This is a genomic window from Halomicrobium sp. HArcel3 (assembly GCF_058933135.1).
The window spans coordinates 94,113-108,023 of the sequence record NZ_JBZYDN010000006.1 but is presented as its reverse complement, the minus strand read 5'-3'; the positions used below and the strand labels follow the sequence as shown (position 1 = coordinate 108,023).

General features: G+C 65.4%; 13 protein-coding genes. 9 read left to right on the top strand and 4 right to left on the bottom strand.

The annotated features are described in order from the left end of the window. Positions 1-131 precede the first annotated feature (131 nt). Both AC5FRV_RS15365 and AC5FRV_RS15360 read left to right on the top strand, forming a co-directional pair. The gene (locus tag AC5FRV_RS15365; RefSeq protein ID WP_493561971.1) at positions 132-1,487 is read left to right on the top strand and encodes an amidohydrolase family protein; all 1,356 of its coding nucleotides are present in this window, start codon (positions 132-134) and stop codon (positions 1,485-1,487) included. A 94-nt stretch (positions 1,488-1,581) separates the two neighbouring features. Continuing rightward, complete coding sequence (locus tag AC5FRV_RS15360) at positions 1,582-2,469, top strand: fumarylacetoacetate hydrolase family protein (RefSeq protein ID WP_493561970.1); 888 nt, start codon at positions 1,582-1,584, stop codon at positions 2,467-2,469. Positions 2,470-2,517: 48 nt separating this feature from the next. Here AC5FRV_RS15360 and AC5FRV_RS15355 read toward each other — a convergent pair whose 3' ends face one another. Then, the gene (locus AC5FRV_RS15355; RefSeq protein WP_493561969.1) at positions 2,518-3,534 is read right to left on the bottom strand and encodes a TatD family hydrolase; all 1,017 of its coding nucleotides are present in this window, start codon (positions 3,532-3,534) and stop codon (positions 2,518-2,520) included. Positions 3,535-3,717: 183 nt separating this feature from the next. Between AC5FRV_RS15355 and AC5FRV_RS15350 the strand changes: the two genes are divergently transcribed. The 6 genes from AC5FRV_RS15350 to AC5FRV_RS15325 all read left to right on the top strand — a co-directional run bounded on the left by AC5FRV_RS15350 (position 3,718) and on the right by AC5FRV_RS15325 (position 9,172). Beyond that, on the top strand, positions 3,718-4,770 hold the full coding sequence (locus AC5FRV_RS15350; protein WP_493561968.1) for a WD40/YVTN/BNR-like repeat-containing protein: 1,053 nt from the start codon (positions 3,718-3,720) through the stop codon (positions 4,768-4,770). Continuing rightward, positions 4,767-5,162, top strand: coding sequence for a DoxX family protein (locus AC5FRV_RS15345; protein ID WP_493561967.1), 396 nt, complete (start codon positions 4,767-4,769; stop codon positions 5,160-5,162). Before AC5FRV_RS15350 ends, AC5FRV_RS15345 begins: the two co-directional genes overlap by 4 nt. A 284-nt stretch (positions 5,163-5,446) precedes the next feature. Beyond that, a complete protein-coding gene (locus AC5FRV_RS15340) occupies positions 5,447-6,661 on the top strand; it encodes a COG1361 family protein (RefSeq protein ID WP_493561966.1) in 1,215 nt (404 codons plus the stop codon). Then, positions 6,658-7,335, top strand: coding sequence for an ABC transporter ATP-binding protein (locus AC5FRV_RS15335; RefSeq protein WP_493561965.1), 678 nt, complete (start codon positions 6,658-6,660; stop codon positions 7,333-7,335). Before AC5FRV_RS15340 ends, AC5FRV_RS15335 begins: the two co-directional genes overlap by 4 nt. Then, entirely contained in the window at positions 7,332-8,477 is a 1,146-nt protein-coding gene (locus AC5FRV_RS15330; RefSeq protein ID WP_493561964.1) for an ABC transporter permease, read from the top strand. The genes AC5FRV_RS15335 and AC5FRV_RS15330 overlap by 4 nt, the downstream gene beginning before the upstream one ends. Before the next feature lie 95 nt (positions 8,478-8,572). Beyond that, a complete protein-coding gene (locus AC5FRV_RS15325; RefSeq protein WP_493561963.1) occupies positions 8,573-9,172 on the top strand; it encodes a DUF5789 family protein in 600 nt (199 codons plus the stop codon). Between the two features lie 12 nt (positions 9,173-9,184). On the opposite strand, the gene AC5FRV_RS15320 is transcribed toward AC5FRV_RS15325, so the two are convergent. After that, positions 9,185-9,538 carry a HalOD1 output domain-containing protein gene (locus AC5FRV_RS15320; RefSeq protein ID WP_493561962.1) on the bottom strand — a complete coding sequence of 118 codons (354 nt, stop codon included), beginning with the start codon at positions 9,536-9,538 and terminating at the stop codon, positions 9,185-9,187. 90 nt (positions 9,539-9,628) lie between these two features. Then, positions 9,629-10,270, bottom strand: a complete 642-nt coding sequence (locus AC5FRV_RS15315) for a helix-turn-helix domain-containing protein (protein ID WP_493561961.1) — start codon at positions 10,268-10,270, stop codon at positions 9,629-9,631. Between the two features lie 461 nt (positions 10,271-10,731). Here AC5FRV_RS15315 and AC5FRV_RS15310 point away from each other — a divergent pair, with 461 nt between their 5' ends. After that, positions 10,732-11,271, top strand: a complete 540-nt coding sequence (locus tag AC5FRV_RS15310) for a hypothetical protein (RefSeq protein WP_493561960.1) — start codon at positions 10,732-10,734, stop codon at positions 11,269-11,271. 42 nt (positions 11,272-11,313) lie between these two features. Here the strand turns inward: AC5FRV_RS15310 and AC5FRV_RS15305 are convergent, their stop codons facing one another. Then, positions 11,314-12,561, bottom strand: coding sequence for an orc1/cdc6 family replication initiation protein (locus AC5FRV_RS15305; RefSeq protein WP_493561959.1), 1,248 nt, complete (start codon positions 12,559-12,561; stop codon positions 11,314-11,316). Between the last annotated feature and the right edge of the window lie 1,350 nt (positions 12,562-13,911).

The following is a 13,911-nucleotide window of genomic DNA, read 5'->3' as shown; positions in this document are numbered from 1 at the left end:
AGATCGCGTACCGCCGTTCCGCATGGGCGGTCTCGCACGACTTCCCGAGAGTTCGTGGCGTCGACGGCGACACACCTCCGATTTACCGTCCGGTAAAGTTATACCCTACTGGTCAATCATTATAGTTGTCCATGTCACGGACCATCATACAACACGGGACGGTCGTCTCGCTGGACCCGGAGATCGGCCAGCTCGACGACGCGGACGTCCTGATCGAGGACGGGGAGATCCTGGAGATCGGACGCGGCCTCTCGGCGTCGAACGCCGAGGTCATCGACGCGACGGACCACATCGTGATCCCCGGGTTCGTCGACTCGCACATCCACCTCGCACAGACCCAGGTCAGGGGTATCGCCGGGGACTGGTCGCTCATGGGGGAGTACTTCGACCACATGCTGGGCAACATCACCGGGCTCTACCAGCCCGAGGACATGTACCTCGGCGGGCTCTTCGGCGCCTTCGAGAAGCTCCACACGGGGACGACCACGGTCCTGGACTGGTCGTATCCCAACACCCTCGAACACGGCGAGCGGGCCGTCGACGCGCTCGACGACGCCGGGCTGCGTGCGGTGTACACCTACGGCCCGCCGGGCGACGACGCGGCGAAGTGGTGGTTCGAGAGCGACGTCGGCCTCCCCGAGGAGAACATCAGAGCGCTGTACGACGAGAATATCCGCGACGAGGACCTGCTCAGCCTGGCACTCGGGCTACGGGGGCCGGACTTCTGTGTCGACGAGACCGCCCTCGCGGACCTGGAACTCGCCCGGGAGCTGGACGCGCTGGCGACCATCCACATGGGCGCGGCGCTGTGGCCGTCGTCGGTCTACAGCGAGGACTACCAGGGCTTTGGCTGTCTCGAAGACGAGCTCGGCCCGGACGTCAACATCGCCCACGGGAACCACTTCTCGCAGGAGGACGTCCAGCACGCGGTCGACGCCGGCGCCTCGTTCTCGTCGACGCCGGAGGTCGAGATGCAGATGGGCCACGGCATCCCCGTCACCGGGAAGGTCCTCGAGGCCGGGGGGCGCCCGACCTGGGGCGTCGACGTCTGTTCGAATATCGCCGGCGACGTGAGCAGCCAGATGCGAGTCGGCATGCAGGTCCAGCGGATGTTCGACAACCAGGAGATCCTCGAGGGCCACGAGGAGGTCACCGAGGTTTCGATCTCCTGTCGTGACACCCTCGAGATGGCCACGATCGAAGGCGCGAAGGCGCTGGGGCTGGAGGACGAGATCGGAACGCTCACGCCCGGTAAGCGCGCGGACATCATCCTCCTGCAGGAGAACGACTTCCTGACGGCGCCGTCCCACGACCCGGTCCAGACCGCCGTCTTCCAGTCCGAGCCGTCCCACATCGACACCGTCCTCGTCGACGGCGAGGTCGTCAAGCGCGACGGCAAACTCCTGAACCCGCTGGTCGACGAGGAGTTCGACCGGTTCTGCGAGTCGGGCCACCGGCTGATCGAGGAGGCGGGAATCGAGCTGTAGACGGAACTGTGCCGCAGGGCGATGCAGAACTGGGCACACTGACTTCCCAATAGCGAAGGGTACCGAACGAGAACCGACGACCGAGAGTAGATACATGCGAATCGGACAATACGCGACGACGGAGAGTGAACAGCCCTGGTGTGGCGTCCTGCGCCCGGACGACACAGTAGTCGACCTGCCGACGGCCGGCGCGGCCGCCGGCGTCGACGTCCCACACCGCACGAGTGACCTGCTAGCGACGTGGCAATGGCGCCGCAAGGCCGAGATGGCCGTCGAGTACGCCGAGGAGACCGGCGTCGGCCTCCACCAGGAAGACGAAGTGGAGCGCCGAGCCCCCGTCAGCGACCCGCAGAAGGTGGTGTGCGTCGGACTCAACTACCGCGACCACGCGGAGGAGGGCGACAACCCCATCCCGGACGAACCGGTCCTCTTCTCGAAGTTCCCGACGGCCGTCAACGGCCCCGACCAGCCGATCACCTGGGATCCGGAGCTCACCGAGAAGGTGGACTACGAGGCGGAACTGGTGATCGTCGTCGGCGAGGAGGCCCGACGGGTCGACACCGAGGACGCGATGGACCACGTCGCCGGCTTCCTCGTCGGCAACGACGTCTCCGCCCGCGACCTGCAACACGGCGACGGCCAGTGGGTCCGCGGGAAGAGCCTGGACACGTTCGCCCCGGTCGGCCCGGAACTGGTGACGACCGACGAGGTCGACGACCCCCACGACCTCGACATCTGGACCGAGGTGAACGGCGAGCGCCTGCAGGACTCCTCGACCGACCAGTTCATCTTCGGCGTCGACGAGATCGTCTCCTTCTGCAGTCAGGCCTTCACGCTGAAACCTGGTGACCTGATATTCACCGGGACGCCGCCCGGCGTCGGCGTGTACCGCGACCCGCCCGTGCTCCTGGACGACGGCGACGAGGTCACCGTCGGCATCGAGGAACTGGGCGAACTGACGAACCCCTGCACGTTCGACTGACCCACGGAAATCGGTCCTCGAAACCTTCAGTGGCGGCTATCCCGAGATTTACTCCTCGAAGTCGAACACGTCCCGCGGGTTCTCCAGGACTACCTGCCGGATGTCGTCGACGTCGATGCCGTAGCGGTACAGCTCGAAGATAGCCCGTTTCAGGGCGAACGGATCGGTCCGTAACACGTTCGCGCAGTCGGTGTCGACCATGATCCGCTCGGGCCCGTACTCGTCGATGGCGTTCGCGACGTCGGCGGCGGTGACCCCGATCAGCCACGAGTGGCCGATGGTGTAGCTCAGGTAGCAGTCGGTCTCCGCCATCAGCCACGCGGTGTTGTTCCGGTCGGCGTGGGAGGCGACCACTCGCTCTTCGTCCAGGCCGGCCTCGTTCGCGGCCTCGACGTCGATCTTCACCGCTTCGAGTTGTGGATTCTCCGCGTCGATCACCGGCTCCTGCCCGAGGCCGGCGTTCTTCTCGTAGCCCGGCGTCCCCGGCGGGCGCTGGTACTCGCGGCGGCGCTCGGTCGTCGTGTTCGGCGTGTGCAGGATGACAGGCAGGTCGTGATCGGCAGCCAACTCCATCTGCGCCCCGACGACGGCGCGCTGGCCGTCGAGGTCCCACCGACTGACGTGCTGGGAGGGTGTGACGCCGGTCTCACCCACCGCCACTACCTCGTCGAGTTCGCAGTAGCCCGCCATCGCGTCCAGCAGGTCGTCGGGGTTCTCGATGCGGACCCCAGTGTGGATCCCCAGCCCGAGTTTGGCCTCGAAGAAGTGGTTCCGCTCGATGGCCGCGCGCCGGTTGATCGCGTCGTCCCAGAGGAACCGGACGTCGTCGGCCTCGACGGGCCGGTACGGCGTCCAGTGGTAGCCCGACGCGACCATGAGCATCGACCGGCATCCGGAGAGGGCGTATCGCTCTCGGTCCTCCCACGAGAGCGTGTGAGCGTGGTTGTGGGGGTCTATCCACGGGAGGTTCAGGAGCTCCCGGGGCAAGTCGTCGGCCTGGTCGTCGTCCCGGTCGTCGAGATGCGCTGCGTCGGTCGGACGTTTCGTCGGGTGAGATGGTGTCATTGGTGGGGTGGGGTCATTGGTGGGATGGTGTCATCGGTGGGATGGCGTCGTTGGTGAGGAGCGGTGATCGGGCCGGGAGCGGCCTCACCGCGGGTGAATCGTCGTTTGCCGGTTGACGCCCCTCTCACTTAGATTTTACAGGGCGGTAAACGTTTATTAGGAGTGCAACGCACACGTTCACGTATGACACTATTGATCGGGACAGACGAGGGCCTGTACCGGGTCGGCGACGTGCCCTTCGAGCGCGAGGAACCCGAGAAGGTGCTCGACTGCGAGGTGGTCACGGCGGTGGAGTCGTGGGACCACGCGGAGGGTGTGTTCGTCGCGTCCTCGACCGGGGCGTACCGCTCGCGGGACGGCGGCCGGACGTGGGAGGACCTGGGGGTCCCGCTCGGCGACCGGTTCTGGCACGCCGGCCAGAGCGAGGTGTGGTCGATTCTGGCGACGGGCGACGGTGCGCTCTACGCCGGCACGAACGACCCCTACCTGTTCCGCTCCGTCGACGACGGCGAGACGTGGTCGGAGCTGAAGAGGTTCCGCGAGCTTCCGTCCAGGGGCCACTGGGAGTCGCCAATCGACCCCCACTACGCCCGACTCCGGGCGCTCGAAACGGTCCCGGGTCGCCCCGAGACGCTGATCGCCGGCGTCGAGGCGGGCGGGGTCCACCTGAGTCACGACGGCGGCCGGACGTGGGTCGACCGACGCGACGCCATCGTCGACGACGTCCACCAGGTCCTCCCCATCTCGGAGGACGTCTGGCTCGCCGCGACCGGCTACCTCGACCACGACCTGGAGAACCTGGGCCTCGGGCACGCGGTCGGTGAGGGCGGCCTCTGGCGGACGACGGACGCCGGCGACTCCTGGGAACGGATCGACGGCGGGAACGACTTCTCGTACGTCAGGGAGGTGTTCGTCCACGACGGCACCGTCTTCTTCGGCGGCGGGGAGGAGGCCCCACCCGCCTGGGTGAACGACGAGCACGGGGTCGCCCTGTTCGAGTCGACGAACTTCGGCCGGGACTGGGAGCGCGTCGCTTACCCCGGCGAGCCCCACGAGGTCGTCGAGACGTGGGCCGTCCACGATGGCGACGTGCTCTGCGGGTCAGGGCTCTTCGACGTCCCCGACCAGCGCGACGACGTCGAGGGCCGCATCATGCGCCGGATCGACGGTGGGGAGTACGAGACGGTCGGGCGCGTCAGTGCGAACGTCAGCCGGATGGGGGTGGTCGAGGCGTGACCGACGCCGACGCGCCCGGGAGCCCGCCGTCGGCGCTCGGGCGAACGCTGTACGCCGGTATCCTGGCGTACATGGCCGTCGACGGGTTCCAGAACAACGAGAAGCGCGTCGCTATCGCCGCGGAGAAGGGCGTCCCGATGGCGGACGTCTTCGTCCCGTTCGTCACCGGGATGTTGCTGGTCGCCAACCTCGGCGTCCTGTTCTGGAAGTTCCCGCGAGCCTCCGCGGGTGCGCTGATCGTGTTCTTCCTCGGGACGACGCCGGCCATCCACGACTTCTGGACGATGGAGGGACAGGAACGGCAGGCCAACAAGATCAACTTCCTGAAGAACGTCGCGCTACTGGGCAGCGCGGTCGTCCTGCTGGACGAGGCGAGCAAGCAGGACGAGTAGCCCAGACCGGTCCGGATTTCAATTCGCAGACGGGGGGTCTGGCTCCGTCGGCGAGCGGCACCGGTCCCGTACCACGATACCGGTCAGCTGGCCGTCGAGCGCTTTCTTCCCACGCACCCTCAGTTGAATTTGGAATATCATTTATGGCTCCACGTCCAGTGGCACTGTATGAGCCCTGATAGCGAGACGTGTAAACGGCACTCCTCCGCGCGCCCTCTCCCACGCCGTCGGCATCGCCGTCGACCAGCGACCGGCCGCGACACGACCACCAGCGGGGTCACCCGATGACCAGGTCCCGGGCCCTGCGGGCACTCGTCGTCTGTGCCGTGCTCGTCAGCACGGGAGTCGCCGCGACGGCCGTCGTGGCGGCCCAGACCGACGTACAGATCACGTCGGTGTCGGTGACGTCGAACGAGACCGTGACGGGCGAGCCCGTCACCCTGGAGACGACGGTGTCGAACCTCCAGAGCAGTAACGGGAGCGTCTACATCACCGACATCTACCTCCGGACGTCGGGCGACGCCGACACCCAGCAACGGATCGAGGACGTCGGGTCGGTGCCGCCGGGCGGCTCGGTCACCATCCCGCTGACGACGACGTTCGAGAAGGCGGGCGAGAAGCGCCTGACCGCCCACGTCGTCGTCCGGGACCAGAACGGGAACCACAACTCCTACGAGTACCCGGTGTACGTCGACGTCGAGGACCCGGTCGTCAAGGCGGATATCTCGACGCGGACAGCGGGCAACCAGTCGGGGACCACCGAGGTTTCGCTGACGAACTTCGGCAACACGGAGCTGTCGGACGTCGAGATCGCGGCGAGCGCGGACGGCGAGGAGTTCGACCGGAACTTCCTGTTCGACGTGGCGCCCGGGTCGAGCCAGACCACCACGTTCGACACGGAGAACCTCTCGTCCGACCGGGTCACGTTCACGGCCAGCTACACGGCGGCGGGCCAGAGCCACACCACCGAAGAGACGGTCAACCTGCAGAACGTCAAGCAGGTCGACGGCGAGATTCGGCTGACCGGCGTCGAGACGACGCGCACCGGCTCGCGTGTCACCGTCGACGGCGACGCCGCGAACATCGGGAGCACCGACACCGAGTCCGTGCTCGTCAGCATCCCGAACGAGAGCGGCGTTCGCCCCGTAGCGCCGTCGGGCGAGTACTTCATCGGCGCCATCGAGGCCAGCGAGTTCGCGACCTTCGAGCTGACCGGCGAGGTCGACGCCGGGACGTCGACGGTCCCGATCGAGATCACCTACATCGTCGACGGCGAGCGCGTGACCACGACGCAGGCCGTCAACGTCGGGTCGGGCGGTGGGGCCGGCGCCGCCACCGGCGGGGACGCCCAGCCCGGCAGTGACGGGCAGAACCCCGCCAGCGGGACCGGCGGGCCGGACGGACAGGCCGGGTCGGGCGGCCTCCCGCTGCTTCCCATCGGCGTCGTCCTCGTGATCCTCGCGGTGGCCGGCGTCGCGGTCTTCCTCTGGCGACGATGAACGTCATCGAACTCGAGGACGTCGTCAAGCGCTACCGGAGCGGCGAGGAGATAATCGAGGCGCTGAAGGGCGTCGATTTCCAGGCCGACCGCGGCGAGATGGTCACCGTGATCGGACCGTCCGGCTCCGGCAAGAGCACGATGCTCAACATCATCGGCCTGCTGGACACGCCGACGGAGGGGACGGTCCGGCTCGACGGCCGGAACGTGACCGACTTCAGCGAGGACGAACTCACCGAGGAGCGCCGGTCGGGCATCGGCTTCGTCTTCCAGGACTTCCACCTGCTGCCGATGCTCACCGCGACCGAGAACGTCGAACTGCCCTCGATGTGGGACACCAGCGTCGACCGGCACGACCGGGCCATCGACCTGCTGGAGCGGGTCGGCCTCGGTGACCGACTCGAGCACACGCCGAAGCAGCTCTCCGGCGGCCAGAAACAGCGCGTCGCCATCGCGCGGGCGCTCATCAACGAACCCGACATCCTGCTGGCCGACGAGCCGACGGGGAACCTCGACCAGGACACCGGCGAGACGATCCTCGAAGAGCTGACGCGACTGAAAGAGGAAGAGGACGTCGCCATCGTCGCGGTCACGCACGACGAGCAGATGCTCGGGTACACCGACAGCACGGTCCGGATCGTCGACGGCGTGATCCAGGAGGTGGTCCCCGCGTGAGCGTCGCGGACGTCCTCTGGCGGTTCCCCAGCGCCCTGATGGCCTGGCGCAACCTCGGCCGGAACCGCGTCCGGACGGGACTGGCCGCGCTCGGCATCGTCATCGGCGTCATCGCCATCGCCTCGCTCGGCATGGCGGGCGCCGCCATCCAGCAGCAGGCGACGACGGACCTGGGTGGCCTGGCGAGCGAGGTGACGGTCTCGGCCGGCGAGGACAGCGAGCAGGACGGCCTGACCGACGACCAGGTGGCGGAGATGCGAGCCATCGCGGGCGACGCGCCCGTCGTCCCCCAGAAGTCCAACGCGACGCGGCTGACCTCCCGGAGCGGCGAGGAGGTGTTCGTGAGCGTCACCGCGGTGGAGCAGGCGAACGTGCTGTACAACGTGACCACGGGGGACTCACCCGACCGCCTGGAGTCGGGGGCGCTGATCAGCGCCAGTACGGCCGAACAGCTCGGGCTCGAGATCGGCGATCCCGTCGAGTACGACGGGCGACTCTACCGTATCCGCGGGCTCATCGAGTCCGGCGGCGGGTTCGGTGGCGGCGGCAACGAACTCGTGTTACCGCTCTCGGCGCTCTCCGACCAGCAGTACTACGACTCGGTGACGATCGAGGCGTCGGACGGCGACCAGGCCACGGCCATCTCGAAGGACCTCGAGGAGCGGTTCAACGAGGGGGACGAGGAAGTGATCAGCGTCACCAACTTCGCGGGGGTCCAGGAGAACATCGACTCGTTCCTGAACACGCTCAACCTGGCGCTGCTGGGGATCGGTTCCATCTCGCTGGTCGTCGCGAGCGTGGCCATCCTCAACGTCATGCTGATGAGCACGATCGAACGCCGCGGCGAGATCGGCGTCCTCCGGGCGGTCGGGATCCGTCGCGGCGAGGTGCTCCGGATGATCCTCACCGAGGCCGCCTTCCTGGGCGTCATCGGCGGATTCCTCGGCGCCCTCGTCTCGCTCGGCGTCGGCATGCTCATGTTCGACCTGATCGCCGACGACGCGTTGCTCGTGTTCGGCTGGTCCAGCTTCCGGTACCTCTTCTACGGCTTCGGGTTCGCGGTGTTCGCGAGCCTGCTGAGCGGGCTCTACCCGGCCTGGAAGGCGGCCAACGACCGCCCGGTCGACGCGCTCAGGGGCTGAGCGAGTCGATTCCGGTCGGGATGTCGACGATAGCCGAACGCCAAACGTCCGCCAGCGACCACAGGTCTATCCGGCTCCGGCGCCAAAAATGTAGAATGGCAGATAACAAATCGGGTAGAGACAAACAGGCCGACGACGAAGAGCGGCGCCAGCGGGAGCGTGCCATCGAAACCGAGCTGGAACGCGGCGACGAACCCGAGCCACCGATCGACGAGGGGGTCCTCGACGACGTCGAGTCGGACCTCGAGGCGGTGTCGTTCCCGGCGACGGGGGCGGACGTCGTCGCGGCCATCGGCGACCGCGAGGTCGACGCGACCGACGAAAGCTACGCGGTCGCGGAGCTGGTCCCCGACTCGGACGCGGAGACGTTCGAGGCACCCACCGACGTCCGGGTCCGGGTCCAGCGACCGACGGTCGCGACGGCCATGAAACGCGTCGTCGAGGCCACCGACCGACTCTCCGGCGCGGACCTCGGCGGGTCACAGCGCAACGCCTACGAGAAGACGTTCCGAGAACTCGCGGCAATCGACGCGGACGACGACGACGAGGGAATCCGGGTCATGGGCGACTGGATCGTCGAGCAGATCCGCGAGAAGGAGAAGCTGCCCGGATCCCGGGCGGTGCGCCGCGAAGCGGCAGAGTTCTGCCGTTCGAACGGCTACGAGGTCCGGAACGACGAGTGGCTCGGCGTCTAGTCCGTCGGGCGGTCAGTCGAGCGCGGGCTGTTCGGTCGGGCTTTCGAGTCCATCGGCGTCGGGGGACGTGATCGCGACCGTCCCGTAGCTGTACACGGTGACCTCGATTTCACCGATGGAGAACGCGACCGTGACGTCACCGTTGGTGCCACTCCGAACCCGGGTGAGCGAGTCGAGGGCGTCCGGGTCGACAGACTCGTAGAGCGGCGAGAGTTCGGTCGGGGCGCAGTCCCGTACCGCAGACAGCAACGCGGTGACTGCCGCACTCGCAGAAGTACGTTGCTGGTCGAACTCCGCCCTGTACGTTCCCGAGTCGCGGTCGAACGTCAGCGACTCCAGTTCGGTATTCGGATAAGTGGCGATCAAAGGAATCTACCGTAACGAGGGACCGAACGCAATTGATGAATTCCCCTGATTATACAGGAGGTTTTTATATGTAGTCGACAGTTGACCAGTTTACGAGTTGACCAGCGTGCCGCCGATGAGGCGTCGGTGGCCGCGACGGAGGCGTGAGGAGAGCGATTGCTGGCTGATCCCGAGTTCCGACGCCATCTCGTCGAGCGTCGTCTCGCGGGGTGAGTCGAAGTAGCCGCGTTCGTACGCCAGCACCAGCGCCTCCCGCTGGGCGTCCGTCAGTTCGATGCCGTCGCCCTTGACCGGGAGCAGCGCGTGGACGGCGGTGATCTCGATAGGGATGTCGTGTTCCTGGCAGAGCGTTCGGAACTCGCTGATCGCCGTCCGATCCTCCCCGCGAACCTCGAAGTCCCAGCCGTCGCTGGTCCCGACGCCTGTGAGAACGACGACGCTCGCCTCGGCGAGTGCACTCAGGATGCCGAAGTACGCAGACTCCCACTCCGCACGCATGAGATATTCGCTATCGACGCTGTCGATGCGTTCGACGTCGACGACGCCGGCGTGGGCCTCGAAGGCGGCTTCGACGTCGACCGCGTCCGCGCCACGAACCCAGAAGTACGGGATGATCATGGTCTCGTGGGGAATGAGCCGCTCCAGTTCGACCGTCACCGTCGGCAGGTTCTCGAAAATCGTTCCCAGCGGGAACTCGTCGGCCGGGCTGGTGAACTCCAGTACAGTCGCCATGCGAGCGACTACGCCATGGACACCGATAGTCCACGTGGCTGAGTCGCGTTCCCGGGTCACTGAACGCCGCGAAGCGAACCGACGTGAACGACGCACACACCCCGTGTGCGAAATGAAACACCGGCCGGTGAGAAGAGGAGTGAAAGGGGGAACGAATTAGCAGCCGGCGTGGGCGGCGAGCGTCGACTCCCGTGAGAGCGGTGGCGGCCCCCGGATCATGGAGCGTCCGTTCGGGGCCATTCTGACGGGGACGTACTCAGGCACCGAGACGCACCGGTACAAATGGCTGTTACAAACATCTGTTTGTACCGACTGTTGCAAACGATCACGTCAGTCGGGGGACGAACTCCAGACGTGGTGCCGTAGAACCAGACCCGCAGTCGATGTTCGATGTCGTATTCTTTTCGTCAATTGAACCACAAAAATTAATCGCGTCTGGCAAAAATGGTTGTTCGTCATACATGACAACTGAATCAAGCAGTGACGAGACAAACGGAACCGAATCGAATTCGAAACACCGGCGGGACGTACTCCGCCTGGGCGCCGGCGCGGCAGCCGCCGCAGTCGCGGTGCCAGCGCTCAGTGGCCAGGCTGCTGCGCACTTCCCGGACGACCTTTCCGTCGACGTCAAACCGCACAGTGACGAGAACCTGATCGCACCGAAGGGACACGGCTTCGTCCCGGTGGCCGTCCGCCAGACGGACGCGTTCGACCCGACGAGTGAACCGGTTCGCTACCGGTTCGGGGCACCAGACGTCGTCAGCGACGGTGGCGGTGCACGACCGGTCCACGACGGCTATCCTCTGGACGTCGACGGAGACGGCCGAGCGGACCTCCTCTTGCTGTTCCCAACCTGGCACGCCGGGTTCGACGGCGACGAATCCGAGGCCCGCCTCGAGTGGGAACGGGACGAATCCGGTGAGCACGGCCTCTCCGGGACCGATAACGTGACTGTCGTCGGTCACCCGGGATGGAAACGGGGCGGCCACGGCGGCGAGTAGCGGACCGACGACGATCTATCAGAACGGGTGACGACGGCCGCGTTACTGGTCCACGTCGACGCGCGCGGGGTCGGGGTCCATCTTGAAGACGACGCTGGGCTCCCAGAGAAGCCGATGTTCCTTGTACGTCCCCTTCCCCATGCCGCCGTGTTCCTGGTTCGACTCGGTGACCTCGAGGAAGGCGAGTTCGCTGAGGAGCCCGCGGACCGTGTCGGTCGTCAGGTCGTCGGTCCCCTCCGACTCGCAGACCTTCCGGTAGACGTCGTAGATGACGGTGGTCCGGAACCAGTCGCGGTCGTCGGGCGTCTTCGACGTGAGGTTCGCGAGCGCGTAGAGGACGTACTTGCTGTGGGGCGGGAGCCCGGCGATGAGTTCTTTGAGACGCTCGACCTCGGCCTGTTCCTGGGCGAGTTCGAGGTGGTCCTCCCTGACCTCGCCGACACCGTTGTTCTTGGCGTAGTCGCCGGCGTGCCGAAGGAGGCGGATCGCTTTGCGTGCGTCCCCGTGTCGCTGGGCCGCGAGCGCCGCCGTCTTCGGGATGACGCCCGGTTTCAGGACCCCGTCCTGGAACGCGTCCTTGCGGTTTTCGAGGATCTGGCGCAGCTGCTCGCCGTCGTAGGGGTCGAAGATGAACTCGTTGTGTCCCAGACTGCTCTTGACGCGTTCGGTCATCTGCTCGCGGAAGTTGACCTTGTTCGAGATGGAGATGATGCCGATGGGGACGTCGACTTTCCCGGCCTCGCGGGCGCGTGAGAGGAGCATCAAGACGTTGTCGTCGCCGAGCCGGTCAACCTCGTCAAGCGTGATCAGCGCGGCGTCGTACTCGCGGTCCAGGATCTCCCAGAGTCGGTTGTAGTACTCGTTCGTCGAGATACCGCGCGTCGGCACCTTGACGCCGGTGCCCGGGCGGTTGATGCTGTCGGCGACCGTCTGGATGGTGTCCGCCTCTCCCTTGGCCTGTGCGCAATCGACGGTGACGGTCGCGAGCCGGTTTCCACGCCGCTCGGCTTCGTTGCGAGCGCGCTCCATGACGTGATTCGCGACGAGCGACTTCCCCGACCCGGTCTTCCCGTACAGGATGACGGAGTTCGGTGGGACGCCCGTCACGGCCGGACCGACCTCGTTGGCCAGCTCCTGGATGTGGTCGTCGCGACCGACGATCCGGTTCTGGTCCGGAACGTGGTCGATGTTCAGTAGCTCACGGTTCGCGAAGATGTCGTTCCCTCCGCCAGCGTCGACGTCGCTGAAGAGGTTGTCACCCCTGGTCCCCCCGTCGCTCCCCTCGTCCATACCATCGCTATCCACGACCGTACTCAAAAACGTTACCACTAGATTCCGAGTTAGATCCACTCCCTCGCGCCGATCCAGGGCCAGTACAGCGGTTTTCGGGGTAACTACGAATTCGGTCGACACCCCCCTGATTCCGAGTTAGCGGCTGTGTGCGGGGGTCCCACGGTGATATCGAGATGGCGGTGAATCGATGGGGACCTCGAGAGGCAACCTCGGTGAAACGTGGTCGAATACCAGAAGGAGCGAATCGAACGAATCGACTGAATCGAACGTCTGGTGGACGACCGGATCGCGTCCCATTCGTTCGGCGGATTGACGACACACCCGATTCCGAGTTAGTTATCGGCCGACGAAACGGCTTTGGAGAGGAGGCCAACGAGAGAGACACCTGATTCCGAGTTAGTAGCCCGGTCGGCTCGGCGGCGACGGTCGAACGAACGAGATGTGAGGGAGCCAGACGTCCGAACGACGGGGAGCGCGATATCAACCGTTTCAATCGGTAATTCCGGGAAATTTGGATCGCCGCGGGAGTGATTTGAGGTGAAGAGGATTCGAAGAGGGACACACACACCCGATTCCGAGTTAGTTCGGTCGAGAGGGTGGAGTGGTGAAGAGAGGAGGACGAGTAGCAGCAAAGATCGAGTGGAAGCTGGACGACTTCGCTCGGTCCGGTCTCGTCCTCCATTCTCGTTTCTCTCTCATCTCTACTTCTTCTCTTCTTCTAGCCTATTCTAGAAACTAGTAACTAGGAACGACACACCTGATTCCGAGTTAGTTCATACCGCTCTCGGCTCCTCCCCCTCGCTCGATACCCAACTAACTCGGAATCAGGTGTGTGTGTCCCCGAGGACGGTTCACGTATCGTGAACGTTTCTCGGACGGTGGCTGGATGAAGCGTTCCGAGGATCTGGATGGTGTCGGTCACACGTAATTCGGTTCCTGAGCGGAGATGATCGTTCGAGAGACGTCGACCGACCCTGGAAGATGATCCGTGGCGGGACACCGTGTGCGAAATGATTTCGAGAGGGATCTTCGAGTTTGCCATAGAGAGGAACTGTTCTGGGCAATCCTCACTTGTCTCTTGAATACGAGGGTGAAACAGGAGTCCCCGCGAAGAGGGTTTAAAAACACACCCACACCCCGTGTGCGAAATGAAACGGGAAAACAGCGGGGGTGGGTGATCAGACGGAGTCCGAGCGTCAGGGTATCGAATTCGGCCGATGAACTTCGAGGGAAGACGTGGTCAAGGGGACCCCTGCAGTGAAAACTCTAAATTAGAGAAAAGTTTATTTACTAGGGCATCAAACCAAACCCGTAGGACATCGCTTCACAAAAATTATCACCTGAATG

Bases quoted from the DNA above. Each gene is read 5' to 3' on its own strand.
- AC5FRV_RS15365 (WP_493561971.1), top strand. From the start codon at position 132: ATGTCACGGACCATCATACAACACGGGACGGTCGTCTCGCTGGACCCG.
- AC5FRV_RS15360 (WP_493561970.1), top strand. From the start codon at position 1,582: ATGCGAATCGGACAATACGCGACGACGGAGAGTGAACAGCCCTGGTGT.
- AC5FRV_RS15355 (WP_493561969.1), bottom strand. From the start codon at position 3,534: ATGACACCATCTCACCCGACGAAACGTCCGACCGACGCAGCGCATCTC.
- AC5FRV_RS15350 (WP_493561968.1), top strand. From the start codon at position 3,718: ATGACACTATTGATCGGGACAGACGAGGGCCTGTACCGGGTCGGCGAC.
- AC5FRV_RS15340 (WP_493561966.1), top strand. From the start codon at position 5,447: ATGACCAGGTCCCGGGCCCTGCGGGCACTCGTCGTCTGTGCCGTGCTC.
- AC5FRV_RS15335 (WP_493561965.1), top strand. From the start codon at position 6,658: ATGAACGTCATCGAACTCGAGGACGTCGTCAAGCGCTACCGGAGCGGC.
- AC5FRV_RS15325 (WP_493561963.1), top strand. From the start codon at position 8,573: ATGGCAGATAACAAATCGGGTAGAGACAAACAGGCCGACGACGAAGAG.
- AC5FRV_RS15315 (WP_493561961.1), bottom strand. From the start codon at position 10,270: ATGGCGACTGTACTGGAGTTCACCAGCCCGGCCGACGAGTTCCCGCTG.
- AC5FRV_RS15310 (WP_493561960.1), top strand. From the start codon at position 10,732: ATGACAACTGAATCAAGCAGTGACGAGACAAACGGAACCGAATCGAAT.
- AC5FRV_RS15305 (WP_493561959.1), bottom strand. From the start codon at position 12,561: ATGGACGAGGGGAGCGACGGGGGGACCAGGGGTGACAACCTCTTCAGC.